This window comes from Arthrobacter sp. T2-23, from assembly GCF_055398325.1.
The window spans coordinates 2,719,056-2,742,728 of record NZ_AP027917.1; the positions used below are offsets into that span (position 1 = coordinate 2,719,056).

Annotated in this window: 20 protein-coding genes; 15 read left to right on the forward strand and 5 right to left on the reverse strand. The window is 67.7% G+C overall.

From position 1 onward, the window contains the following. Positions 1-71: 71 nt before the first annotated feature. On the forward strand, positions 72-1,061 hold the full coding sequence (locus ACZ5Z0_RS12650) for a DNA topoisomerase IB (protein WP_464108742.1): 990 nt from the start codon (positions 72-74) through the stop codon (positions 1,059-1,061). Positions 1,062-1,066: 5 nt separating this feature from the next. Here ACZ5Z0_RS12650 and ACZ5Z0_RS12655 read toward each other — a convergent pair whose 3' ends face one another. Then, positions 1,067-1,924 (reverse strand): DUF1206 domain-containing protein, encoded by an 858-nt coding sequence (locus ACZ5Z0_RS12655; RefSeq protein WP_464108743.1) that lies wholly within the window; start codon positions 1,922-1,924, stop codon positions 1,067-1,069. 165 nt (positions 1,925-2,089) lie between these two features. On the opposite strand from ACZ5Z0_RS12655, the gene ACZ5Z0_RS12660 reads away from it, so the two are divergent. Further along, a complete protein-coding gene (locus tag ACZ5Z0_RS12660) occupies positions 2,090-2,626 on the forward strand; it encodes a hypothetical protein (RefSeq protein WP_464108744.1) in 537 nt (178 codons plus the stop codon). 23 nt (positions 2,627-2,649) lie between these two features. Here the strand turns inward: ACZ5Z0_RS12660 and ACZ5Z0_RS12665 are convergent, their stop codons facing one another. Further along, a complete protein-coding gene (locus ACZ5Z0_RS12665; RefSeq protein ID WP_464108745.1) occupies positions 2,650-4,092 on the reverse strand; it encodes a PucR family transcriptional regulator in 1,443 nt (480 codons plus the stop codon). A 159-nt stretch (positions 4,093-4,251) separates the two neighbouring features. Between ACZ5Z0_RS12665 and ACZ5Z0_RS12670 the strand changes: the two genes are divergently transcribed. From ACZ5Z0_RS12670 to ACZ5Z0_RS12680, 3 genes are all read left to right on the forward strand, one after another. Further along, positions 4,252-5,682, forward strand: a complete 1,431-nt coding sequence (locus ACZ5Z0_RS12670) for an aminobutyraldehyde dehydrogenase (RefSeq protein ID WP_464108746.1) — start codon at positions 4,252-4,254, stop codon at positions 5,680-5,682. A gap of 95 nt (positions 5,683-5,777) precedes the next feature. Beyond that, entirely contained in the window at positions 5,778-7,133 is a 1,356-nt protein-coding gene (gabT, locus tag ACZ5Z0_RS12675) for a 4-aminobutyrate--2-oxoglutarate transaminase (protein WP_464108747.1), read from the forward strand. Positions 7,134-7,338: 205 nt separating this feature from the next. After that, complete coding sequence (locus ACZ5Z0_RS12680) at positions 7,339-8,211, forward strand: universal stress protein (protein WP_464108748.1); 873 nt, start codon at positions 7,339-7,341, stop codon at positions 8,209-8,211. A 99-nt stretch (positions 8,212-8,310) separates the two neighbouring features. Here the strand turns inward: ACZ5Z0_RS12680 and rarD are convergent, their stop codons facing one another. After that, positions 8,311-9,231: an EamA family transporter RarD gene (gene rarD, locus ACZ5Z0_RS12685; protein ID WP_464108749.1), complete on the reverse strand. Its 921-nt coding sequence runs from the start codon at positions 9,229-9,231 to the stop codon at positions 8,311-8,313. A gap of 292 nt (positions 9,232-9,523) precedes the next feature. On the opposite strand from rarD, the gene ACZ5Z0_RS12690 reads away from it, so the two are divergent. From ACZ5Z0_RS12690 to ACZ5Z0_RS12730, 9 genes are all read left to right on the forward strand, one after another. Then, complete coding sequence (locus ACZ5Z0_RS12690) at positions 9,524-10,960, forward strand: FAD-dependent oxidoreductase (RefSeq protein ID WP_464108750.1); 1,437 nt, start codon at positions 9,524-9,526, stop codon at positions 10,958-10,960. A 169-nt stretch (positions 10,961-11,129) separates the two neighbouring features. Then, a complete protein-coding gene (locus tag ACZ5Z0_RS12695; RefSeq protein WP_464108751.1) occupies positions 11,130-12,542 on the forward strand; it encodes a GAF domain-containing protein in 1,413 nt (470 codons plus the stop codon). A gap of 153 nt (positions 12,543-12,695) precedes the next feature. Next, positions 12,696-14,219 (forward strand): acetaldehyde dehydrogenase ExaC, encoded by a 1,524-nt coding sequence (gene exaC / locus ACZ5Z0_RS12700; RefSeq protein WP_138768468.1) that lies wholly within the window; start codon positions 12,696-12,698, stop codon positions 14,217-14,219. Positions 14,220-14,333: 114 nt separating this feature from the next. After that, positions 14,334-14,741, forward strand: a complete 408-nt coding sequence (locus ACZ5Z0_RS12705) for a DUF779 domain-containing protein (RefSeq protein WP_464108752.1) — start codon at positions 14,334-14,336, stop codon at positions 14,739-14,741. Between the two features lie 172 nt (positions 14,742-14,913). Beyond that, positions 14,914-16,524: an APC family permease gene (locus ACZ5Z0_RS12710; protein WP_464108753.1), complete on the forward strand. Its 1,611-nt coding sequence runs from the start codon at positions 14,914-14,916 to the stop codon at positions 16,522-16,524. Positions 16,525-16,776: 252 nt separating this feature from the next. After that, positions 16,777-17,763: an ABC transporter substrate-binding protein gene (locus tag ACZ5Z0_RS12715; protein WP_464108754.1), complete on the forward strand. Its 987-nt coding sequence runs from the start codon at positions 16,777-16,779 to the stop codon at positions 17,761-17,763. Then, positions 17,760-18,602: an ABC transporter permease gene (locus ACZ5Z0_RS12720; protein WP_464108755.1), complete on the forward strand. Its 843-nt coding sequence runs from the start codon at positions 17,760-17,762 to the stop codon at positions 18,600-18,602. Before ACZ5Z0_RS12715 ends, ACZ5Z0_RS12720 begins: the two co-directional genes overlap by 4 nt. After that, complete coding sequence (locus tag ACZ5Z0_RS12725; protein ID WP_464108756.1) at positions 18,599-19,372, forward strand: ABC transporter permease; 774 nt, start codon at positions 18,599-18,601, stop codon at positions 19,370-19,372. Before ACZ5Z0_RS12720 ends, ACZ5Z0_RS12725 begins: the two co-directional genes overlap by 4 nt. Then, entirely contained in the window at positions 19,362-20,210 is an 849-nt protein-coding gene (locus ACZ5Z0_RS12730; RefSeq protein ID WP_464108757.1) for an ABC transporter ATP-binding protein, read from the forward strand. The genes ACZ5Z0_RS12725 and ACZ5Z0_RS12730 overlap by 11 nt, the downstream gene beginning before the upstream one ends. A gap of 70 nt (positions 20,211-20,280) precedes the next feature. Here ACZ5Z0_RS12730 and ACZ5Z0_RS12735 read toward each other — a convergent pair whose 3' ends face one another. Further along, entirely contained in the window at positions 20,281-21,792 is a 1,512-nt protein-coding gene (locus ACZ5Z0_RS12735) for a catalase (protein WP_464108758.1), read from the reverse strand. 24 nt (positions 21,793-21,816) lie between these two features. Then, complete coding sequence (locus tag ACZ5Z0_RS12740) at positions 21,817-22,284, reverse strand: Fur family transcriptional regulator (RefSeq protein WP_464108759.1); 468 nt, start codon at positions 22,282-22,284, stop codon at positions 21,817-21,819. Between the two features lie 81 nt (positions 22,285-22,365). Between ACZ5Z0_RS12740 and ACZ5Z0_RS12745 the strand changes: the two genes are divergently transcribed. Further along, positions 22,366-23,637: an MFS transporter gene (locus tag ACZ5Z0_RS12745; protein WP_464108760.1), complete on the forward strand. Its 1,272-nt coding sequence runs from the start codon at positions 22,366-22,368 to the stop codon at positions 23,635-23,637. Positions 23,638-23,673 lie beyond the last annotated feature (36 nt).

Genomic DNA, 23,673 nt, shown 5'->3' on the forward strand with positions numbered 1-23,673 from the left:
CGGCGGGTAGTCAGTAGGCTTACCGTTATGGATGAGCAGCGCAGGCAAACCCCCGGCCCGGGAAACGGCCGATGAGGCTCCGTCACAGCAACGCGTCCGGCCGCGGTTACCGCCGGGTCGCGGCAGGGACCGGCTTCAGCTACAAGGACCTGGACGGGTCAACCCTTCCGCCCGGCCCGGTGCGGGACCGGCTGGAAAGCATCGGGATACCGCCCGCCTGGACGGATGTCTGGATCGCCCCCTACGAGAACGGCCACATCCAGGCCACCGGAGTCGACGCCGTCGGCCGGCGCCAGTACATCTACCACCCCAGCTGGCGGGAGCGGAAGGACCGGCTGAAGTTCGACCGCTCGCTTCAGCTCGCCGAGACCCTGCCGTCCGCGCGCCGGCTCGTGACACTGGACCTGCGCTCCGAGGGGCTCACCCGGGAGCGCGTGCTGGCGGCTGGATTCAGGATGCTGGACAGCGGATCGCTGCGGGTGGGCTCCGAGCGGTACACCAACGAGAACGGCAGCCACGGCCTGGCCACGCTGCTCTGCGCGCACGTGAAGGTGCGCAAGGACGAGCTGCGGCTCACCTTCCCGGCCAAGAGCGGCGAGACCTGGGAGTCCCGGATCGTCGACGCCGACCTGGCCGACGTCGTCCGCTCGCTCAAGCGCCGTGGCGGCAACGCCCGCCTGCTCGCCTACAAGAACGGCCGCAGCTGGCACCCGGTCACCAGCGCCGACATCAACGACTATGTCAAGGAACGCACCGGCGGCGACTTCACCGCCAAGGACTTCCGCACCCTGCGCGGGACCGTCGCCGCGGCAGTGAGCCTGGCTCGGAGCGGACCGCAGGCGAAAATCTCGGCCCGGAAACGCGCGGTGAGCCGCGCCATGGTGGATGCCGCGGCGGTTCTGGGGAACACACCGTCGATCGCCCGGAAGAGTTACGTGGATCCCCGGCTGCTGGACCACTTCGAAGCGGGGGAGACCATCGATCCGCAGCGGCTGGACTCGGCCGAGTCGGAAATCCGGGCGCTCCTCTACCAGGAGGGTTCGGTCGTTCCGCTGCGCTGACCGGGCTACATCCGCCCGAACCTCGCGCGGATCAGGGCGAACACGCCGTAGGCGACAAAGCCGGCGCCGATCGCCAGGAGCAGGTAGGGCCCGAACGGGTGGTGCTGCAGCGCCTTGAGGCTGCCGTCCAGCCCGGTGGACGAGCCTGGGTCGTCGGTGGCCGCGGCGATCACGAACAGCAACCCGGTCAGGACCAGCGCCGCCCCCTTGGCGACATGGCCGGCCACGCCCAGGCCGCTGACGAGGTGGCCGCGGTGGGTCCCTTCGAAGTGCCGCAACTCCTCCTTGAATTTCTTTCCCAGGCCCTTCACCACAAAGTAGATGCCGATCCCACTCACGGTCAGGCCGAGGCCGATCAGCAGCGGCGCGCCCAGCGGCCGGTTCATCAGGGCCTGGCTGAAGGCTGCGGTGGAATCGCCCGAGTCACTGCGGACCCCCAGGGCGAAACCCGCGAAGGTGAAGCCGACGCTGCCGTAGGCGATGGCCAGGAATCCCGAGGAAACCAGCTTGCCGAGCCGCTCGCCGCGGGGCAGGTGCCGGGCCCGCAGCGTCGCCTCGCTCAGCTGCCACAGGGCGAGCCCGACGCAGCCGATGAAGCCCGACCACATCACCGCGGGACCCCAGGGGTTGTCGGCGAGTTGCTCGATGGCGCCGGTGGGCTCGGCCTGGCCGTCTGCGCCCAGGACCAGGGCGACGGCGATCGCTCCGATGACAATGTGAAGCAGGGCCATCACGGCGAATCCCCAGCGCGCGACGACGTCGAGCACCCTGCTGTTGGACGCGGCCTCCGCGGCATCCGCGGCGTCGCCGAGGACAGCGCGGCTGTCCGGCTTCGGCGTCCAGCGCGGCAGTCCTTTGCTCAACCGTCTTCTTCCATGGCTACGAGCTTACGTGTTGCGGCGGCCGCAGTGCCGCCGGGAAGCCGGGACTACCAACTTGTTGGTAAGTGTGCTTACTATATGCGAGGCGGGGCCTGGCATTTGGCCGCGCCGTTTCCGGATTCGACTTCACACGATAGGACGCTCACCATGGCAGGTAATCTCGTTGCCCGATCCATCCACGATCTGACCGCCGGCGCGTGGTTCGGCGGTTCGCTGATGGGCGCCATCGGGCTGAACGGCGCGACGGCGGAGGCCAAGGATCCCGCCGAGCGCACCCGGCTGTCCAGCCTCGGCTGGAAAAAGTGGGCCCCGTACCAGACCGCCGCTTTCGGCGCGCACTTCCTCTCCGGCCTCGCCATCATGTGGGAGAACAAGGGCCGGATGGCCAAGCAGGACGGCGTGACGCGACTGAGCGTCTACAAGTCCATCGTCACCCTGGCCGGTGCCGCCGTCACGCTGTACGCCGGACTGCAGGGAGCGAAGGTCGACAAGCTGGCCGCCGAAGGTGCCAAGGGCGCCACGGAGCCCAAGCCGGGGGCTTCGGAGGAACTCCGCTCCGCCCAGCAGCAGCTGAAGGTCCTGCAGTGGGCCATCCCGGTCTTCGCCGGCTGGGTGATCATCCTGGGCGCCAAGCACGGCGAAATGCAGCGGCCGAAGAACGTTTTCAAGGGCCTCGCCCGCTAGGACAAAGCACGCGGGATGAGGCGTCAGCGCGGGTGGCGGGCGCTGAGCCGCTGGACGGCCAGCGCCAGCCACAGCTGCACCCGGTCCGCGGTCTGGGCCGGGTCGTAGCCGGTCAGCTCGGTGATCTGGGCCAGCCGGTACCGGACCGTGTTCCGGTGCAGGGTGAGCTCCTCGGCGACGGCGGCAACCGAGCCGTTGTTAGACAGGTAGCTCTCCAGCGTGGTCATCAGTTCGGCGCCATGGGCTGCATCGAACGTCCGGAGCGGGTTGAGGGACTCATTCGCCATGTCCGCCAGCGGAACATCCTCGCTGGCCAGCAGCAATGAGGTCAGGCTCAGCCGCTCCGGTTCGTTGACGGGCAGGCCATGGCTCGCCGCGTCGCGCGCCTCGAAGTAGCTCCAGCGCAGCCCGTTGGGCTTGGTGTAGGCCCCGCCGATGCCGATGGTGGCATGGATTCCCGCCTCCGCCAGGTGGTCGCTGAGGCTCCGGGCCAGTGCGCTGGCTCCGCTGCCGTCGTCGTGCACCAGCACCACCAAATCCTTGCCGACGACGGCGGACACCGCCGCCGCCAGCGGCTGCGGCAGCGAGCAACTCCCCAGCTGTTTGGCATGGGCGGCCGATTCCGCCAGCAGCACCACGTTCTTGCGGGTGCTGTTGACGCCGATGCCTGCCAGGCGCCGCGTGGCCTCGGTGGGATCCAGCGTCCCGTGGATGACGTCCTCCAGCACCTGCCCGGCCAGGGCGCGCTGCGACTGGCGCTGCTTGACCATGTTGTTGAGTTCGACGCTGATCAGGTTCTGCGCGTAGCCGACGATCCCGGAGTCCTCGAACGGGTGCCGCACCCACAGGGTACAGGCATCGCGGCGTCCGGTCGGGATCGGGTAGGTCGCCCAGCCGTCCGCGGTGGGGGACGGGCCGCCGGCGGCGCTGTTGTAGAGCTGGGCAGTGAACTGCGTCAGGACGATCTCGGTGCGCAGCATGGAACCCAGGTGCTTAAGCAGTTCGGCCAGGCCGCCGCCGGTCAGCAGGGCGCGGGCCAGGACCTGGTGCCCGGCGATCAAGCGCTCCAGCTTGGCGTAGTGGTCCGCGGACTGGGCATCCGCGACGAGCTTGCCGATCGCAATGAAGGGTGTTTCGTAGGGCACTTCCACCACCGGAAGGCCCCAGCGGTTGGCCTCCGCTACCAGGGCCGGCGGCACCACCTCGTGGGTGAGCCCGACGCCGAAGCCGATCCCGACCGCGCCGGCGCGTTGGACCTGGCGGACGAAACGGCGCTGCTCGGGCGCGCTCCGGAGCCGCATCCCGGTGGTGAGGACCAGCTCGCCGCCGTTGAGGAAGCGCTGCGGGTCCTCCTGCTCGGTCACTGCGACCCAGTGGATGTCCTGGTGCCACGTGGTCTCCGCGAGGCCCGATTTGGTCAGCTTGAGGGACGGAACCCCCAGCAGGGCCGCGAGCGAAATTGCCATGGAATCAGGATAACCGGGCGCTGGTCAACCGCACTAAATCACTGCGGCATCGGTGTGCAGCTGCCTATTCCCCGGCTTGCCCGCCTGGCATAGGCTCGGAGCAGTCGCAGATCCCTTCTCCCTGCCTTCGCCAGGCCAGCTCGAAAGAGGTTGTACACCGTGGTTCAAACCTTGCAGAACTTCATCAACGGCGAGTTCGTCACCCCCGCCGGCACCGCCCTGCTGGACATCGTCAACCCCACCAACGGCGAGGTCGTGGCCAAGTCGCCGGTCTCGGTGCAGGCCGACGTCGACGCCGCCATGGCCGCCGCGAAAGACGCCTTCAAGACCTGGAAGCACGTCACCCCGGGCCAGCGCCAGCTGATGTTGCTCAAGCTCGCCGACGCCGTCGAAGCCAACAGCGACGAACTCGTCGAGGCCCAGCACCGCAACACCGGCCAGGTGCGTTCCCTGATCGCCGCGGAGGAAGTCGCAGCGGGCGCGGACCAGTTGCGCTTCTTCGCCGGCGCCGCCCGCATCCTGGAAGGTAAGTCCGCCGGCGAATACCTCGACGGCCACACCTCCTACGTGCGGCGCGAACCGATCGGCGTCGTCGCGCAGGTTGCCCCGTGGAACTACCCGTTCCTGATGGCGATCTGGAAGATCGGCCCCGCCCTCGCAGCCGGCAACACCGTGGTGCTCAAGCCCTCCGACACCACGCCCGAATCCACTCTGGTCCTGGCCCGCCTCGCCGGCGAGATCCTTCCGGCCGGCGTCCTCAACGTCGTCCTCGGCACCGGTGAGACCGGTTCCCTCATGGTCGAACACAAGGTCCCGGGCCTGGTCTCCATTACGGGTTCCGTGCGGGCCGGCATCGCCGTTGCCTCCGGAGCCGCCAAGGGACTCAAGCGCGCCCACCTGGAACTCGGCGGCAAGGCCCCCGCGATCGTGTTCAAGGACGCGGACATCAAGAAGAGCGCCGCGGCCATCGCCGAGTTCGCCTTCTTCAACGCCGGCCAGGACTGCACCGCGATTGCCCGGGTGCTCGTCGAGGATGCCGCCTACGATGACCTGCTCGCCGCCATGGTGGAGCACACCAAGACCCTGCGCACCGGTTCGCAGAACGATGAGGACAACTACTTCGGTCCGCTGAACAACGTCAACCACTTCAACACGGTCAAGGCCCTGGTGGAGTCGCTGCCGGAGAACTGCAGGATCGAGACAGGTGGCCACCAGGCAGGGGACAAGGGTTTCTTCTTCGAGCCCACGATCGTCACCGGTGCCAAGCAGAGCGACGAGATTGTGCAGAAGGAAGCCTTCGGCCCGGTCATCACGGTGCAGAAGTTCAGCACCGAGGCCGAGGCGATCGAGCTGGCCAACGACGTCGACTACGCGCTGGCCTCCAGCGTCTGGACCACGGACCACGGCACCGCCATGCGGGTCAGCCGCGACCTGGATTTCGGCGCCGTCTGGATCAACACCCACATCCTGCTCACCGCCGAGATGCCGCACGGCGGCTTCAAGCAGTCCGGCTACGGCAAGGACCTCTCGATGTACGGCGTCGAGGACTACACCCGCATCAAGCACGTCATGAGCGCACTCGATGCATGACGCTGATGCATAACGCTGTCGCGTAACGCCCCGCCTGCCCCCCGACTGACTGACCGGCTTCGCCGCCCACCCCGCACGCTTAGAAAGGCGTACCCATGACCACCACAGCAAACGACATCACCTACCGCCTGGAGCAGAAGCGCCGCGTGCAGGCCGACTTCCCCGGCCCCAAGTCCGTCGCCCTGACCGAGCGCCGCAGGGCCGTTGTCGCCTCCGGTGTCGCCTCCAGCGTGCCGGTCTACGTCGCCGACGCCGACGGCGGCATCATCCACGACGTCGACGGCAACTCCTTTATCGACCTCGGCTCCGGCATCGCCGTGACGAGCGTCGGCGCCTCGGACCCCGCCGTCGTCGGCGCCGTCAAGGAAGCCGTCGAGCACTTCACCCACACCTGCTTTATGGTCACCCCGTACGAGGGCTACGTTGCCGTCGCCGAGCAGCTGAACCGCCTCACCCCGGGCGACCACGAGAAGCGCACGGTGCTCTTCAACTCCGGCGCCGAAGCCGTGGAAAACGCCGTCAAGGTGGCCCGCCTCGCCACCGGCCGGGACGCCGTCGTCGCCTTCGACCACGCCTACCACGGCCGCACCAACCTCACCATGGCGCTGACCGCCAAGGCCATGCCGTACAAAACCAACTTCGGCCCGTTCGCGCCCGAGGTCTACCGGATGCCGATGAGCTACCCGTACCGCGAGGAAAACCCGGAGATCACCGGTGCCGAGGCCGCCAAGCGCGCCATCACCATGATCGAGAAGCAGATCGGCGGCGAGCAGGTTGCCGCGATCATCATCGAACCCATCCAGGGCGAGGGCGGCTTCATCGTCCCGGCCGAGGGCTTCCTTCCGGCCCTCGCGGCGTGGGCCAAGGACAAGGGCATCGTCTTCATCGCCGACGAGGTCCAGTCCGGCTTCTGCCGCACCGGTGAGTGGTTCGCCGTGAACCACGAAGGCGTCGTCCCGGACATCATCACCATGGCCAAGGGCATCGCCGGCGGCATGCCGCTCTCCGCTATCACCGGCCGTGCGGAGCTGCTCGACGCCGTGCACCCGGGCGGCCTCGGCGGCACCTACGGCGGCAACCCGGTGGCCTGTGCCGCCGCGCTGGCCGCCATCGGCTCGATGGAGCAGTACGACCTCAACGCCCGCGCCCGCCACATCGAGGAACTGGCCCTCGGCAAGCTGCGCGAACTCGCCACCGAGCTCCCCGTGGTCGGGGATGTCCGGGGCCGCGGCGCGATGCTCGCCGTCGAACTTGTCCAGGCCGGCTCCAAGGAGCCGAACCCGGAGCTGACCAAGGCCGTCGCCGCAGCCTGCCTCAAGGAGGGCGTCATCATCCTCACCTGCGGCACCTACGGCAACGTGATCCGGCTGCTGCCGCCGCTGGTCATCAGCGACGAACTTCTGCTCGATGGCCTCGAGGTCCTGGCCGCGGCGGTCCGGGCCAACGCCTAGCAGCGCACCACCCGCACAGAGGAGCCGCGGACCCCGGGGTCCGCGGCTCCTCTGTGCCTGAGCGGAGTACCTGCAAAATCCGCACTAATCCCGGCGTCGCTGGGCTAGAGTCGTTCCTACCACTGCAGGAACGCAGACCGGCCGACGTCGCCCGGAGTCCCGGAGCCAAGCTGGATTCTGCCCCAGACCCATAAGGGGTTCTTAGATGCGATACGTAGTTGGCTACACACCCAACGACCGCGGCGCCGACGCTGTCGCGCTGGCTTCGGCCATGGCCCGGGCACAGGGCGCCCATCTGGACCTGGTCCATGTCGTGGACCGGAACACCCCCTACGTCGCGCTGAACCCGCAGGGGAACCGCGTCAGCGCGGCGGAGCAGGCGGTCCTGACCGCCGAACGGCAGGGCCTTTCCCTGGTCCCGGAGGGCCTCGAAGCCCGCTTCCACGTCCGTCAGGCGGACTCTTTCGCCGCGGGCCTGATCGACGCCGCACTGGAATACCGCGCCGGCCTGATTGTGGTGGGCGCCGCGAGCAACGGCCTGTTCAAGCGCTACAGCGTCGGCAGCGTGGCCAACGCCCTGCTGCACGCCTCCCCGGTCCCGGTGGCGCTGGCGCCCCGCGGTTACCGGCGCACCGAGCCGATCACCCGGCTGACGCTCGCCGTCGGCCAGCGCACCGGAGCCGAGGCCGCGATCGACGTCGCGATTGCCTCCGCCGGGCGCCGCGGCGTGCCGCTCCGGCTGGTCTCGCTCGTCGAGCTGGATGTCGAGGGCGACGGCGGCGAAAACGTCAACGCCGCGCATGTCCACGCCAACACCGTGCTCAAGGCCGCGGCGGAACGGCTGCCCGCTGGTCACCACGTGAGCGTGGAGGTTGCGCACGGCCGGACGATCGAGGAGGCCATCGACGACCTCGAGTGGGACGACGCGGAGATCATGATCGTGGGATCGTCCCGGCTGGCGGAAAAGAACAAGCTGTTCATCGGGAGCACGGCCAACAAGGTGCTGCGCGCCCTGCCGGTTCCGATGGTCGTGGTGCCGCGCGACTACGTGCGCATCGACAGCAGCCCGGAGGACTGACGCCACCCGGGCGCGAACGTACACTTGGGGCCTTGTTTTGCGGGGGAAACGGGGGCCGCAAGTGTACGTTCGCGCCGTGGGTGGCTCCGGGCGGTGGACTCAGGCGGCGGCGCGGGCCCGCCGGCGGGTCACGACGTTCTTCCGGGTGGTGCGCAGCATGTCGGCCGTCAACACCAGCAGGGCGAGCCAGACAACGCCGAAGCCGATCCAGCGGTCGGTCGTCATGGGTTCGTGAAACACGGCCAGCGCCACGATGAACTGCAGCACCGGGGCGAAGTACTGCAGCAGCCCGATCATCGTCATCGGAAGCCGCCGCGCGGAGGCACCGAAGAACAGCAGCGGAACGGCGGTGATGACACCCGAAGCGGCCAGCAGCCAGAAGTGCCCGGCACCGTTGCCGGTCAGGGTTGCGGCCCCGGTCAAGGCCAGGACGATCATGGTCACCCCCGCGACCGGTGCCAGCACAATCGTCTCCACCGAGAGGCTGGTGATGGCGTCCACCCGCGGGCCCACGCGTTTCTTGACGAAACCGTAGAGGCCGAAACTGAAGGCCAGGGTCAGGGCGATCCATGGCAGTTTGCCGTAGGAAACCGTGAGGACGCCAACGGCAATGAAGCCGATTCCGACGGCGGCCCACTGCAGCGGCCGCAGTTTCTCCTTCAGCACCACCACGCCCAGCAGTACGGAGACGAGCGGGTTGATGAAGTAGCCCAAAGAGGCTTCCACGGCCTGACCCGTGGTCACACCGAAGACGTAGGTCAGCCAGTTCACGGCGATCAGGACTGCGGCGATCATCAGCGGGACGATCAGCGTGCGGTTCCGGAAGGCAGCGCCCAGGACCCGCCAGGAGCGGGTGGCGGTGATCAGCAGGACGCAGAAAATGAGCGACCAGAGGACCCGGTTGGCCACAATTTCGACGGCGCCGGCCGGTTGCAGCAGGAAGAAGTAGAGGGGCATCAACCCCCAAAGCCCGTAGGCGCCGACGCCGAAGAGGATCCCCGCCGTCGTGTCCTTGTCCACGGCCTTAAGCTCTCCCGCCTTCAGAGCTGGGGTTCCGACGGCGTCCCCAGCGGCGGGGGCCGCAGCACCCGGCGGGGTCACGGTGGCGGGGGCAGTGGGTCGGTCGGAGATAGGCACAAGACCAATAACACCACCCCGGGTACTCCTATTCCTGCCGCAAGGCGCGGCGAAGCGCGTCCGGGGCCTGCGATTTCAGTCACGCCGGGCGCCACGAAGTCGCAGGGGACATTTAGAATGGGGGACTGTGCGCTGTATTTTGCCGGCGCACCCGCCAAGACTCAGAAGGGCTCCCGTGTCCAACTCGGCCGAATCTTCGTCCAAACGTCCCCTCCGCGTTGCGATCGTCGGCGCCGGGCCGGCCGGCGTCTACGCCGCGGACATCCTGACCAAGTCCAACGAGGTCAAGGACGGCGACTTCGACGTCAGCATCGACCTCTTCGAGGCCTATCCGGCGCCTTACGGCCTCATCCGCTACGGCGTGGCCCCGGACCACCCGCGGATCAAGGGCATCGTCAACGCCCTGCACAAGGTGCTGGACCGCGGGGACATCCGCTTCCTCGGCAACGTCACCTACGGCCGGGACCTCACCCTTCACGATTTCCGGGCGTTCTACGACGCTGTGATCTTCTCCACGGGCGCCATCAAGGACGCGGACCTGGACATTCCCGGCGTCGAACTCGAGGGCTCGTTCGGCGGGGCCGACTTTGTCTCCTGGTACGACGGCCACCCCGATGTGCCGCGCGACTGGCCGCTCGAGGCCAAGGAAATCGCGGTAATCGGCAACGGCAACGTGGCCCTGGACGTCGCCCGGATGCTGGTCAAGCACGCCGATGACCTGCTCGTCACGGAGATCCCGGACAACGTCTACCGGGCGCTCAAGGACTCCCCGGTCACGGACGTGCACGTCTTCGGCCGCCGCGGCCCGGCCCAGGTGAAATTCACCCCGCTGGAGCTTCGGGAGCTCAGCCACGCCCGGGACGTCGACATCGTGCTCTACCCCGAGGACTTCGAGTTCGACGAAGCGTCCGACGAGGCAATCCGCACGAACAACCAGATCAAGACCATGGTGAACACCCTCGGCAATTGGCTCGTCGAAGAGCATGCCGAGGCGGAGGAACCGTCCTCCCGCCGGCTTCACCTGCACTTCCTGCACAACCCGGTAGAAATTCACGACGACGCCGCGCACCCCGGCAAGGTGGCCGGGATCAAGTTCGAGCGGATGCGGCTGGACGGTAGCGGCAACGTCAAGGGCACGGGGGAGTTTGTCGACTACCCGGTCCAGGCCGTGTACCGCGCCATCGGGTACCACGGCTCACCTCTGGATGAGCTGGAATACGACGCTCGTCGCGGCGTCATCCCCAACGAGGGCGGCCGGGTGCTCGACGCCGAGGGCAATCCGGTACCGGGAATCTACGCCACCGGCTGGATCAAGCGCGGCCCGGTCGGCCTGATTGGCCACACGAAGGGCGACGCGCTGGAGACCATCGGCTTCCTGCTCGAGGACCGCCTGACCCTCCCGCCGGCGCAGAACCCCGATCCGCAGGCCATCATCGACCTGCTCGAAGAGCGCGGCATCGAATACACCACGTGGGAGGGCTGGAACAAGCTCGATGCCCACGAACTGGCCCTCGGCGCGGAATGGTCCGCCTCCGATCAGGCCGACGGCGTCGTGCGTGAACGCATCAAGGTTGTGCCCCGCGAAGAGATGGTCAAGATTTCCCGCGGCTAGCCTTTCCGCGGCTCGACCGGGAAACCCGGAAGTCCCAGCAAATCGTAGCCCGCCTCGGCGGAACGAGATGCGTTTCCAAACGCGCCGCCCGGAACTAGACTTGGCCGGACGTGGCGGCTTTCAGTACGCCGCCGCGCACCGACGACGGTGCCAGCCAGGTGGGAGTTCAATGAGGAATCCGGTCCAGCAGGCCGTCCCGCGCGGCTCCGGCATGAGCCCTGAGCTTCGCCAGCACTACGCCCGTGCGGGGCACGAGCAGCTTGGGTCACTGGCCCCCGGGGCCGAGCAGCTACCCGGGCTGCGCAGCCTGATCCGGGAGTCCTGGCAGCGTTCCGCCCAATTGCACGCGAATCCGGACAACCCCGAAGCGCCGCTGGCCATGGACCGCGAGGAGCTCGAGGAATACCGCCGGCAGCACCCGCTGGCCGCGATCATGCCCGTCATCCACAAACTCCTGGTCCTGCCCAGCCACGACAGCGGCATGCTGGTGGCCGTGGGGGACGAGGTGGGACGGCTGCTGTGGGTCGAAGGGGACCCCGCCATGCAGCGCCGCGCCGAGGGCATGATGTTCGTCCCCGGCGCCGACTGGTCCGAGGCCACCGTGGGCACCAGCGCGCCCGGCACCGCGCTCGCGCTGGGCCGCGGCATCCAGATCGCCGGCGCCGAACACTACAAGCGTTCGGTGCACCCCTGGAGCTGCACCGCCGTCCCGTTCCACGATCCGGATTCCGGCGCCCTGCTGGGTGTCGTGGACATCACCGGCACCGAATCCGCCGTCGCGCCTCATACCCTGTCCCTCGTCGAGGCGACGGTGGCCGCCGCGCAGGCGCACCTGCGGGTCGAACGGCTCCAGCTGGCCGCCGCCCGACAGACGGCCCCGGCCCGGCGCCGGGCAGCAGCTGCCGCGTCCGTCACTGCGTCAGCCGCCGCGCCCGGCGGCCAGGTGCGCACCGCTGGAACGCGTTCCTGGGCGTCCGGCAGCCTCTACCGCAACAGCCTGCAGCTGCTCGGCCGCGATCACGCCGTGCTGAGCCTCGGCGGCCGCACCGTCACGCTTTCGGCCCGGCACAGCGAAATCCTCGCCCTGCTCAGCACGCACCCGGAGGGGTTGAGCGCGGAGGAACTGAGCGCGCTGCTCTACCCGGGCGGCGGCTCCACCATGACACTGCGCGCCGAAATGGTGCGCCTGCGCAAGGTCCTGCAACAGCTCAATCCCGACGCCGTCCCGGAGTCCCGGCCCTACCGGCTGCCCGTGGACCTCATGCCGGACTCCGGCCAGGTCCTCAGTTGCCTGCAGCGCGGCGCGCACCGGATCGCCCTGGAAATCTACCGCGGCGCGGTCCTGCCGCGCTCCGAGGCGCCGGGGATCAGCGAACTCCGCAACCGCGTCTCCGCCCTGCTGCGCGAGGCCGTCCTGACCGACGGCAGCGCCGAGTCGCTGCTGAAGTACGCGGAGCTGCCGGAAGCGCGGGACGACGTCGGGGTCCGCACCGCGGCGCTGAAGCTGCTGCCGCCGCGCTCGCCAAAGCGGGCCGCCGTCGTCGCGGACCTGGAACGGCTGGAAGCGGAGCTGAGCGCCTGAGCCCGTCCGCTGCCGGGCGCCACGGAACGGGCGTGATCCGGCTCACATGGTTGCAACCTGCTTGCAACCTCCGCGCTCCTAAGCTGATGCCAGCGGCGGCCGCAGGAATCCTGGCCGCCTCCGCCACCATCTTGCACAGCAAAGGAGCTAGCAATGACTGTCTACGCACAGCCCGGTACCGAGGGCTCGAAGGTCACCTTCAAGGACCGGTACGAGAACTGGATCGGCGGGGAGTGGGTTGCCCCGGTCAAGGGCCAGTACTTCGAGAACATCACCCCGGTGACCGGCAAGGCGTTTTGCGAGGTCGCCCGCGGCACCGCCGAGGACATTGAACTCGCGCTGGACGCCGCACACAAGGTCGCACCGTCCTGGGGCAAGACCTCCGTCGCCGAGCGCGCCGCCATCCTGAACAAGATCGCCGACCGGATCGACGAGAACACTGAGATGCTCGCCGTCGCCGAGTCCTGGGACAACGGCAAGCCGATCCGTGAGACCCTCAACGCCGACATTCCGCTCGCCGCGGACCACTTCCGCTACTTCGCATCGGCCGTCCGCGCCCAGGAGGGCCGGCTGTCCCAGCTCGACGACGACACCACCGCCTACCACTACCACGAGCCGCTCGGCGTCGTCGGCCAGATCATCCCCTGGAACTTCCCGATCCTGATGGCCGTCTGGAAGCTGGCCCCCGCGCTCGCCGCCGGAAACGCCGTCGTCCTCAAGCCGGCCGAGCAGACCCCGTCCTCGATCCTGGTGCTGATGGAACTGATCAGCGATCTGCTGCCGGCGGGCGTCATCAACGTCGTCAACGGCTTCGGCGTGGAGGCCGGCAAGCCGCTGGCCTCCAGCCCGCGGATCCGCAAGATCGCCTTCACCGGCGAGACCACCACCGGCCGCCTGATCAGCCAGTACGCGTCCCAGAACCTTATCCCGGTCACCCTGGAACTCGGCGGCAAGAGCCCCAACATCTTCTTCAACGACGTCGCCGACAGCAATGACGCCTTCTACGACAAGGCCCTCGAAGGCTTCACTCTCTTCGCTTTCAACCAGGGCGAAGTCTGCACCTGCCCGTCCCGCGCCCTGGTCCAGGAGGGTATTTACGACTCCTTCATGGCCGACGCGCTGGCCCGCACCCAGAAGATCATTCAGGGCAACCCGCTGGACACCGACACCCAGCTCGGCGCCCAGGCCTCCAACGACCAGCTCGAGAAGATCCTGTCCTACATCGACATCGGAAAGCAGGAGGGTGCCAAGGCACTCACCGGCGGCGCCCGCGCGGAGCTGTCCGGTGACCTCGCCGGCGGCTACTACGTCCAGCCCACCATCTTCGAGGGCCACAACAAGATGCGGATCTTCCAGGAGGAGATCTTCGGCCCGGTGGTGTCGGTGACCCGCTTCAGCGACTACAGCGACGCCATGGGCATCGCGAACGACACCCTCTACGGCCTCGGTGCCGGCGTCTGGTCCCGCAACGGCAACGTCGCCTACCGCGCCGGCCGCGAGATCCAGGCCGGTCGGGTGTGGGTCAACAACTACCACGCCTACCCGGCCGGTGCCGCGTTCGGCGGGTACAAGTCCTCCGGTATCGGCCGCGAGAACCACGCCATGATGTTGGACCACTACCAGCAGACCAAGAACCTGCTGGTCAGCTACAACGAGAACAAGCTCGGCTTCTTCTAGGCCGACGCGGCGGGGCGGACCCTCCGGTCCGCCCCGCCCTGGTCCCGGCGCCGGGACCTCCGGCGCCGGGACCTCCGGCGCCATCCGACCCCACCCCTGCCAGGAGAAGCCCCGATGACCCAGACCAGGCTCGACGCCGCCGTGACGATGGCCGGCGAAGACTTCTCCCGCGTGGCCCTTACCCCCGAGGCCGTGCAGCTGCTGCGCAAACTCTGGCTCCAGCACGGGCCCCTGATGTTCCACCAGTCCGGCGGCTGCTGCGACGGGTCCTCGCCCATGTGCTACCCGGCGGGGGAATTCCTCACCGGCGACTCTGACGTGCTGCTGGGGCTGTTCGATATTTCAGACGGCCTGGAGCCGCAGCCGCTGGAGTTTTGGATGTCGCGGGAGCAGTTCAACTACTGGAGCCACACGCACCTGACGGTCGACGTCGTATCCGGCCGGGGAAGCGGCTTCTCGGTCGAAGCGCCCGAGGGGAAGCGATTCCTGATCCGCTCGACACTGATGGACTGGCCGGTCTGAACCGCTGACATCTGAGCGCGAACATACACTTGGGGCCCCGCGGGAGGGGCCCCAAGTGTACGTTCGCGCTCTTTTGCGTCTCACAATGTGGGATGAAAGCGGCCGTCCAGTGGATGGACACTACGCTTAATAGGTCTGTTTCCAACCAGCTACCGAGATTTTGGACTTTGCTATGAACCTTTTCCGGACCAAATCCATTGAGCAGTCGATTGCCGACGCCGATGAGCCCGGACGCAAGCTGAAGCGCTCGCTCAGCACCTGGGACCTGATGATCATGGGCGTCGCCGTTGCCGTCGGCGCCGGAATCTTCTCGGTCGGAGCCAAGGCTGCCGCAAACTTCGCCGGCCCCGCCGTCACCATCTCCTTCGCGATCGCCGCCGTCACCTGCGCCCTCGCCATCATGTGCTACGCCGAATTCGCCACGGCCATTCCGGTGGCAGGCTCCGCCTATGTCTTCACCTACGCCACCATGGGCGAGGTGCTCGCCTGGATTATCGGCTGGAACCTCATCCTCGAGCTGTTCACCGCGGCCGCCGTGATCGCCAAGTACTGGGGCATCTACCTCAGCAAGGTCTTCGCGCTGATGGGATTGGACATTCCGCCGTCGATCTCCGTGGCAGGCGTCGACCTCTTCTGGGGCGCCTTCCTGATCGTCGCCGTCTTCACCGTCCTGCTGGTCCTGGGGACCAAGCTCTCGGCCCGCGTCGGCAACGTCTTCACGCTGATCAAGATCGCGGTCGTGCTCTTCGTGATCGTGGTTGGCTTCAGCTACGTGAAGTTTGAGAACTACGCCCCGTTCGTCCCGGCCTCCGAGCCCACCGGCGGCACCGGCGCCACGGACGTGCTCAAGCAGTCCTTCTTCGGCTTCCTCACCGGCGCGGCCCCCGCGCAGTACGGCACGCTGGGCATCTTCGCCGGCGCCGCCCTGGTCTTCTTCGCCTTCATCGGCTTCGACGTCGTCGCCACGTCCGCCGAGGAGGTCAAGAACCCGCAGAAGACCCTGCCCCGCGGCATCTTCGGCGGCCTCGCGATCGTCACCGTGCTCTACATCCTGGTCTCGCTCGCGCTGACCGGCATGGTTTCCTACACCAAGCTGGCCGAGGCAAAGAACCCCACGCTGACCACCGCTTTCGAGGCCGTCGGCAACACCGATGCCGCCAAGGTGATCGCCTTCGGCTCGCTCGTGGGTCTGACCACGGTGATTATGGTCCTGCTGATGGGCCTCTCCCGCGTGGTCATGGCGATGAGCCGCGACGGCCTGCTGCCGCGCTCGCTGTCCAAGACCGGCACCATCCGCGCGACGCCGGCCCGCCTGCAGATCATCTGCGGCACCGCCGTGGCGCTCGTGGCCGGGCTGACCAACGTGGACCTGCTGGAGGAAATGATCAACATCGGCACGCTCTCCGCGTTCGTGATGGTCAGCCTCGGCATCCTGGTGCTGCGCAAGAAGCGCCCCGACCTCAAGCCGTCATTCCGTGTGCCGTTCGGGAAGGTGCTGCCGGTCGTGTCGGCCGTCCTGTGCCTGTACCTGATGACCAACCTGGCCGTGGAGACCTGGATCTTCTTCGCCATCTGGCTGGTCATCGGCATTGCGATCTACTTCGCCTACGGCCAGCGCCACTCCCGCCTCAACGAGAAGTTCGCTGAGGCCAGGGCAGCTGTCAACCGCCCCGGCGTCAAGACCGCCGGCATGCCGGCCGCGCACACGAACGACGGCGACAACGCCGAGACCAACGCCGACGCGGACCAGTCCGAAAACGCGGAGTCGCTTACCCGCTCCTAGCCGCACCGCGGAAATCCAGCGCGGGGTCACCTTCGGCCCGTCCGGCCAGTCCGGATGGGCCTCAGGTGGCCCCGCGTTTGTCATCCGTGCGCAGCCCCTTCCGCCGTCGTCTCAGAGGTGTAACAATGCGCCCAATGTGGTTGACCTCACAGTAGCCTTGGGCAAGACTTATTTTTGAACGATTGTTCGAAAAGCGAACACAGGGGCTTGGGGGCTAGTCACTCCCACGCCAATGCGCACACAGGAGTGAACATGAAACGTCGTATTATCACCGTGCTGGCGGCCGCATCGGTCCTCGCACTCTCGGCCTGCAGCAGCGGATCGCCGAGTTCCACGGGCGGTGGCACCGCATCCGGTGGCGCCTCGGGCGGCGGCGAGTTGACCAAGGTGAGCGTCGGTGTGATCCCGATCGTCGACTGCGCCCCCATCTACCTGGGCAACAAGCAGGGCTTCTTCAAGGACGAAGGACTCCAGCTGGACATCCAGACGGCCACCGGCGGCGCGGCGATCGTGCCCGGTGTGGTCAGCGGCAGTTTCGACTTCGCCTTCTCCAACCTGATCTCCGTCATGGTGGCCAAGGACAAGGGCCTCGACCTGAAGTTCGTCGCCAACGGCGCCTCGACCACAGGGCAGAAGGGCAAGGACATCGGCGGCGTCGTCGTCCCCGCCGGTTCCAGCATCCAGTCCCCGAAGGACCTGGCAGGCAAGACCGTCTCGGTGAACAACCTCTCCAACATCGGTGACACCACCATCAAGTCCGTCATCGAAAAGGACGGCGGCAGCGCCGCGGACGTGAAGTTCGTTGAGGTGGCCTTCCCGGATGCCCCCGCGGCGCTGACCAACAAGCAGGTGGACGCGGCCTGGATCCTGGAGCCCTTCCTGTCCAAGGCGGTGGCCGACGGCGGCAAGATCATCTCCTCGAACTTCGCGGACATGAGCCCCGAGCTGGACATTGCCGGCTACTTCACCAAGGCGGACACCATCAAGGGCAAGGCCGACCTGACACAGAAGTTCACCCGGGCCATGAACAAGTCCCTCGAATACGCCCAGGCGCACCCGCAAGATGTCCGCGACATCGTGGGCACCTACACCAAGATCGACGAAGCCACCCGGGCCAAGATGATCCTGCCGCGCTACCGCGTGGAGTTCAACAAGGACGCCTTCAAGACGCTCGGCGACGCCGCCGCCCGGTACGGCACGCTGTCCAAGGCCCCGAGCGCGGGCGACCTCCTTCCGTGAGCCAAACTGCTCCACTCGCCGGCGGTTCCGCCCCCATCGCGGGGCGGGACCGGCGGCAGTCCCGCAAACTGCCGGTAAAACAGCTGCTCGGCCTCGCCGGGATCCTGGGATTCCTGGCCACCTGGGAACTCATTCCCCGGCTGGGCATCATCGACGAACGGTACCTGCCGCCGGCCAGCGAGGTCATGGCGGCCCTGGTCCGCGACGTCAGCCTGACCGCTTTCTGGGTCTCGGTCGGCGAAACCATGAAGGCATGGTTCCTCGGACTCCTCATCGCGGTGGCCCTCGCCGTGCTGGCCGGCTTCATCATCGGCTCCAGCACCTTCCTGCGCAAGGCCACCAACTCCACCATCGAATTCCTGCGCCCCATCCCGTCCGTGGCGCTGATTCCGCTGGCCGTGCTGCTCTTCGGCGTGAAGATTGAGTCGTCCCTCATGCTGATCACCTACGCCGCCTTCTGGCAGGTGCTGATCCAGGTCCTCTACGGTGTGGCCGACGTCGACATGGTCGCCAACAACACCGCCAAGACCTACGGGCTAGGCGCGATGGCACGGATCCATTACGTCGTGTTCCCCACCGCCCTGCCGTACCTAATGACGGGCGTCCGGCTCGCCGCCACGGTGGCGCTGGTGCTGGCCATCACGGCCGAGCTGGTAATCGGCTCGCCCGGCCTCGGCCGTGAAATCGCCCTCGCACAGTCCGGCGGCGCCATCTCCGGCATGTACGCCCTGGTACTCGCGACGGGCCTGATCGGCGTCCTGATCAACGCCCTGATGCGGTTCATCGAAAAGAAGACCCTGTCCTGGCACTCCTCCGTCCGTTCCGAGGCGATCGTATGAAAGCACTGAAAACCGCGGGCTATGTGCTGGCGCTGCCCGTCCTGCTGGTCCTGGCCTGGTGGGCCGCCACGCTGGGCTCGGTCAACTTCTTTGTCCCTACGCCCGCCGCCCTGGTCAGCAAGTTCGGCCAGGTGTGGTTCGGCCCCCGCTTCCTGACGGACGTGCTGCCCAGCATCGGCAGGCTCCTGGTCGGCGTCGTCGCGGCGATCGCGATCGGCGTCGTCGGCGGTGTGCTGATCGGGTCGGTCCGGTGGCTGCGGGCCCTGATGGAGCCGGTGCTGGAGTTCTTCCGCGCCATCCCGCCGCCGGTCCTGGTCCCGGTGCTGATCCTGCTGATGGGCATCACCGACTCCATGAAGATCGCGGTCATCATCTCCGGCTGTGTCTGGCCGGTCCTGCTGAACACCATTGAAGGTGTCCGTGCCGTCGACGGGGTCCTCTCGGATTCGGCGCACACCTACGGCATCGACGGCTGGGCCCGGGTCCGCTACCTGGTGCTGCCCTCGGCCAGCCCGCAGATTCTCGCCGGCGTGCGCCAGTCGCTGTCCCTGGGGCTGATCCTGATGGTCATCTCCGAAATGTTCGCCTCGTCCTCCGGGCTGGGCTTCACCATTGTCCAGTTCCAGCGCTCCTTCGCCATCCCGGAAATGTGGTCCGGCATCGTGGTGCTCGGACTGCTGGGCGTGGCCATGTCATTCATCTTCCAGTGGGCCGAGCGGAACATCCTGCGCTGGTACCACGGCCAGAAAGAGGTAGAAAATGCAGCCTAGTGCAGCCCCGGCGGCCCAGGAAGCGATGCTTTCGGTCCGCGGCTTGAAGAAGGTCTACCAGACCGACGGCGGCGACATCGAGGCGGTGCGGAACCTCACCTTCGATCTCCGCGCCGGGGAACTGGCCTGCCTCGTTGGCCCCTCGGGTTCCGGCAAGACCACCCTGCTCAAGTGCATATCGGGCCTGATGGCGCCCACCGAGGGTGAAGTGCTCCTCGACGGCAAGCGGGTGTCCGGGCCGCCGAAGAAGATGGCCGTGGTGTTCCAGGAGTACGGCCGGTCGTTGTTCCCCTGGATGCGCGTCCGGGACAACGTGGAGCTGCCGCTGAAGAACCAGGGCGTGCCCAAGGCCGAACGTGACCGGCTGGTCGACGAGGCTCTCGAGGCAGTGGGCCTGGCGCACGTGCCGCGCTCCTACCCCTGGCAGCTCTCCGGCGGCATGCAGCAGCGCGTGGCGATCGCCCGCGCCATCGCGTACCAGCCCGAGGTCCTGCTGATGGACGAACCGTTCGCGGCCGTGGACGCGCAGACCCGCGCGGACCTTGAGGACCTGATCCGTGTGGTGTGGAAGAAGCTCGGCGTGACCGTGCTGTTCGTCACCCACGACATCGACGAGTCTGTGTACCTGGGCGAGCGGGTCATCATCCTCTCCAGCTCCCCGACGGTGGTGCAGGAGGACATCGTGATCGACCTTCCGGCCGAACGCGACCAGTTGGAGACCCGTTCACTGCCGCGGTTCACGGAGCTCCGCCACCACGTCTACGAGCAGATCCAGCTGGCCAAGAAGGGCCACCGGCCCGCGGCAGCCGGCTCAACCGCCAGTTCGACGTCGGCCTAACCTTCCGAAAGCAAACGAAAACACCCCGCCGCGGGTTACCGCGGCGGGGTGTTCTTCGGTGCTGAGCCAGTTAGCCGACCTTGTTGGCGGCCTCGGCGTCGGAGGTGGCAACGCCGGCAGCCGCAGCACCCAGGTTGGCGCGCAGCTTCGCGCCGAGCTCGGCGTCGACGTTGGTCCAGTACTGGATGGCGCGTTCCTTGATGGCCGGGCTCTTCACGCCGCCGACGGCGCCGGTGATGGTATCCAGCAGGCGGGCCTTGGCGCCGTCGTCGAACACCTCGCGGTACAGCGTGCCGGCCTGGCCGAAGTCGCCGTCCTCAGCGTGCAGGGAGTGCGCGGAGAGCGTCAGCTCGCCGTCGTTCTCCCAGCCGCCGGCCGGGCTCTGCGGTTCCACGGCAGCCGGGCCGCCGACGGAGCTCGGGGCGTACACCGGAACCGAGGGCGCGTTGAAGTGGTAGCGCCCCTGGCCGTCCTGGCTGTAGTTGTTGACCTGGCTCTTGGGCAGGTTGACCGGCAGCTGGGCGTGGTTGGTGCCCACGCGGTAACGGTGTGCGTCGGCATACGAGAAGATGCGGGCCTGCAGCATCTTGTCCGGGGACGCGGCGATGCCCGGCACGAAGTTCGACGGCGCGAAGGTGGCCTGCTCGATCTGCGCGAAGTAGTTCTCCGGGTTCTTGTTCAGCTCCATGGTGCCGACCTTGACCAGCGGGTAGTCGCTGTGCGGCCACACCTTGGTGAGGTCGAACGGGTTGAAGCGGTAGGTCTTGGCGTCCTCGTAGGGCATGACCTGCACGTGCAGGTCCCAGGACGGGAAGTTGCCCGCGGCAATGTTCTCCTGCAGGTCGCGGATGTAGAAGTCCGCATCCGAGCCGGCCAGCGACTCGGCCTCATCGCCCGTCAGGGACTTGACGCCCTGGTTGGACTTGAAGTGGTACTTGACCCAGAAGCGCTCGCCCGCGGCGTTGATCCACTGGTAGGTGTGCGAGCCGTAGCCCTGCATTTCGCGCCATGAGGCCGGCAGGCCGCGGTCGCCCATGAGCCAGGTGACCTGGTGCGCGGACTCGGGGGAAAGGGTCCAGAAGTCCCACTGCATGTCGGCGTCGCGCAGGTGGGTGCCCGGGAGGCGCTTCTGCGAGTGGATGAAGTCCGGGAACTTGATGCCGTCGCGGATGAAGAACACCGGGGTGTTGTTGCCGACCAGGTCGTAGTTGCCCTCGGTGGTGTAGAACTTCACGGCGAAGCCGCGGGGGTCACGCCAGGTGTCGGGGGAGCCGTTTTCGCCGGCCACGGAGGAGAAGCGGATGAGCATGTCCGTCTCGGTGCCCGGCTGGAACAGCGCGGCCTTGGTGTACTGGGACACGTCGCCCGTGGTCTTGAAGGTACCGAACGCGCCGCCGCCCTTGGCGTGCACGACGCGCTCCGGCACGCGCTCGCGGTTGAACTGGGCCAGCTTCTCGATCAGGTAGTGATCGGTGAGGATGATCGCGCCGTCGGCACCGACGGACTGCGAGTGGGCATCGGACGTGACGGGGGCTCCGGACTGTGTCGTGGACACTGCGGGCGCAGAGATGTTCTGAGTCATCGTTCTCCTATTTCTGTTTCTAACTTAGTTACGGTCGGCGGGAAGTTTTTGGGTGCGCTGGCAGTCCTCGCAGATGCCCTGGTACAGGACGTCCGCGATCTGGATGGTCATGGGCCTGGAGCCGGCGTCCCAGTGCGGCGTCAGGCAGGGCGCGTGGCCGACGGCGCATTCGACGTCCTCGACGCGGCCGCAGCTGATGCAGACCGCGTGGTGGTGGTTGTCGCCCACCCGGGTCTCATACAGCGCGGGGGAGTGGGGAGGTTCGAACCGGCGCAGCATCTGCATCTCGGTCAGGTCGCCGAGGACCACGTAGACGGATTGTGCCGTCAGGTCCGGCAGTTCCTCGCGGGCGGCGGCAAGGATGCCCTCCGCTGGCGAATGCGGATGGCGTGCGACGGCGGCCAGCACGGCCAGCCGCTGTTTGGTCACCCGGCGTCCGTGGGCGCGCAGGGCGGCAGCCCATGCCTCGCTGCTGCCCGCGGTATCCGTCATGGCCCCATTCAAACACTTATTTTTAGCAGCTCACAATAAGGTTCGGCTTATTTCGCTTTTGTGTCCCACTAGAGTTGCCGGGTGGGGAAATTCTTGGCGGACATCACGCCGTTGCGCGAGAGCCCGGCGTTCCGCCGCCTGTGGCTGGGATCCGCCGCCTCGGCGCTCGGCAGCCAACTCACCCTGGTGGCCGTCAGCCTCGAGGTCTACCGGCTCACCCAGGACAGCCTCTACGTGGGCCTGCTGAGCATTTTCGCCCTGGTCCCGCTGGTCTTTGGCGGCCTCCTCGGCGGATCCATCGCAGACGCTCACGACCGCCGCAAGGTCGCACTCCTCGCCTCCGCGGTGCTCTGGCTGACCACCGGCGCGCTGGCGCTGCAGGCCTGGCTGCAGCTGGGAAATGTGTGGCTGCTGTACCTCCTGGTCGCCGTGCAGAGCGGTGCACAGGCCATCAACCAACCGGCCCGCAGCGCCATCATCCCGGTGCTCGTGCGCAAGGAGCTCCTGCCGGCGGCGAATGCCCTGAGCATGATGATCTTCGGCCTGACCATGACCGCCGGTCCGCTGCTGGCCGGCGTGCTGGTTGCCACGGTCGGCTTCGCCTGGACCTATACGGTCGACGTGGCCAGCTTCGCCTTTGTCGTCTGGGCCCTGCTCAAGCTCCCGGCGATGCCGCCGGGGCAGGCCTCGCACCGGGTGGGCCTGCGCTCCGTCGTCGAGGGCTTCCGTTTCCTCGGCACGCGGCCCAATCTGCGCATGACCTTCGTCGTCGACCTGGTGGCCATGATCCTGGCCCAGCCGCGGGCCCTGCTGCCTGCCATCGGCGCGGTGATGATCGGCGGCGGCGAGGCGACGGTCGGTCTGCTCCTCGCCTCGACCGCCGTGGGCGCTTTCCTGGCCGGACTCTTTTCCGGGCCCCTCGGCGCGGTCCGTGCCCAAGGCGCCGCGGTGGTCTGGTCCGTTATGGGCTGGGGCGCCTCGATTGCGGGGCTGGGCCTGGTTGTCGTGCTCGCCGGGCGGTCCGGTGCCGGCGGTGTGACCCTGTGGCTGGTGCCGGCCGCCGTGTGCTGCGCGCTCGCCGGCATCGCCGACTCTGTCAGCGCAGTCTTCCGCACCACGATCCTGCAGTCGGCCACCCCGGACCACCTGCGCGGCCGGCTGCAGGGGGTCTTCGTGGTGGTCGTCGCGGGCGGGCCCCGGGTCGGGGACATGCTGGCGGGCGGCGCGACTAAGCTGCTCAGTGAGGGCTGGGTACTGCTCGCGGGCGGCGTGCTGTGCGCGGTGGTGGCCTGGCTCGTGGCCCGCCGGCAGTCCGGCTTCCTGGCGTACGACGCGCGGAACCCGGTCCCGTAGCGGTTCGTTTCTCAAGTGGGTGATCCTTTGGGGACA

Bases quoted from the DNA above. Each gene is read 5' to 3' on its own strand.
- ACZ5Z0_RS12725 (WP_464108756.1), top strand. From the start codon at position 18,599: ATGAAAGCACTGAAAACCGCGGGCTATGTGCTGGCGCTGCCCGTCCTG.
- ACZ5Z0_RS12740 (WP_464108759.1), bottom strand. From the start codon at position 22,284: ATGACGGATACCGCGGGCAGCAGCGAGGCATGGGCTGCCGCCCTGCGC.
- ACZ5Z0_RS12680 (WP_464108748.1), top strand. From the start codon at position 7,339: ATGCGATACGTAGTTGGCTACACACCCAACGACCGCGGCGCCGACGCT.
- ACZ5Z0_RS12665 (WP_464108745.1), bottom strand. From the start codon at position 4,092: ATGGCAATTTCGCTCGCGGCCCTGCTGGGGGTTCCGTCCCTCAAGCTG.
- ACZ5Z0_RS12715 (WP_464108754.1), top strand. From the start codon at position 16,777: ATGAAACGTCGTATTATCACCGTGCTGGCGGCCGCATCGGTCCTCGCA.
- ACZ5Z0_RS12735 (WP_464108758.1), bottom strand. From the start codon at position 21,792: ATGACTCAGAACATCTCTGCGCCCGCAGTGTCCACGACACAGTCCGGA.
- ACZ5Z0_RS12695 (WP_464108751.1), top strand. From the start codon at position 11,130: ATGAGGAATCCGGTCCAGCAGGCCGTCCCGCGCGGCTCCGGCATGAGC.
- ACZ5Z0_RS12710 (WP_464108753.1), top strand. From the start codon at position 14,914: ATGAACCTTTTCCGGACCAAATCCATTGAGCAGTCGATTGCCGACGCC.
- ACZ5Z0_RS12650 (WP_464108742.1), top strand. From the start codon at position 72: ATGAGGCTCCGTCACAGCAACGCGTCCGGCCGCGGTTACCGCCGGGTC.
- ACZ5Z0_RS12730 (WP_464108757.1), top strand. From the start codon at position 19,362: ATGCAGCCTAGTGCAGCCCCGGCGGCCCAGGAAGCGATGCTTTCGGTC.
- ACZ5Z0_RS12660 (WP_464108744.1), top strand. From the start codon at position 2,090: ATGGCAGGTAATCTCGTTGCCCGATCCATCCACGATCTGACCGCCGGC.
- ACZ5Z0_RS12705 (WP_464108752.1), top strand. From the start codon at position 14,334: ATGACCCAGACCAGGCTCGACGCCGCCGTGACGATGGCCGGCGAAGAC.
- exaC (WP_138768468.1), top strand. From the start codon at position 12,696: ATGACTGTCTACGCACAGCCCGGTACCGAGGGCTCGAAGGTCACCTTC.
- gabT (WP_464108747.1), top strand. From the start codon at position 5,778: ATGACCACCACAGCAAACGACATCACCTACCGCCTGGAGCAGAAGCGC.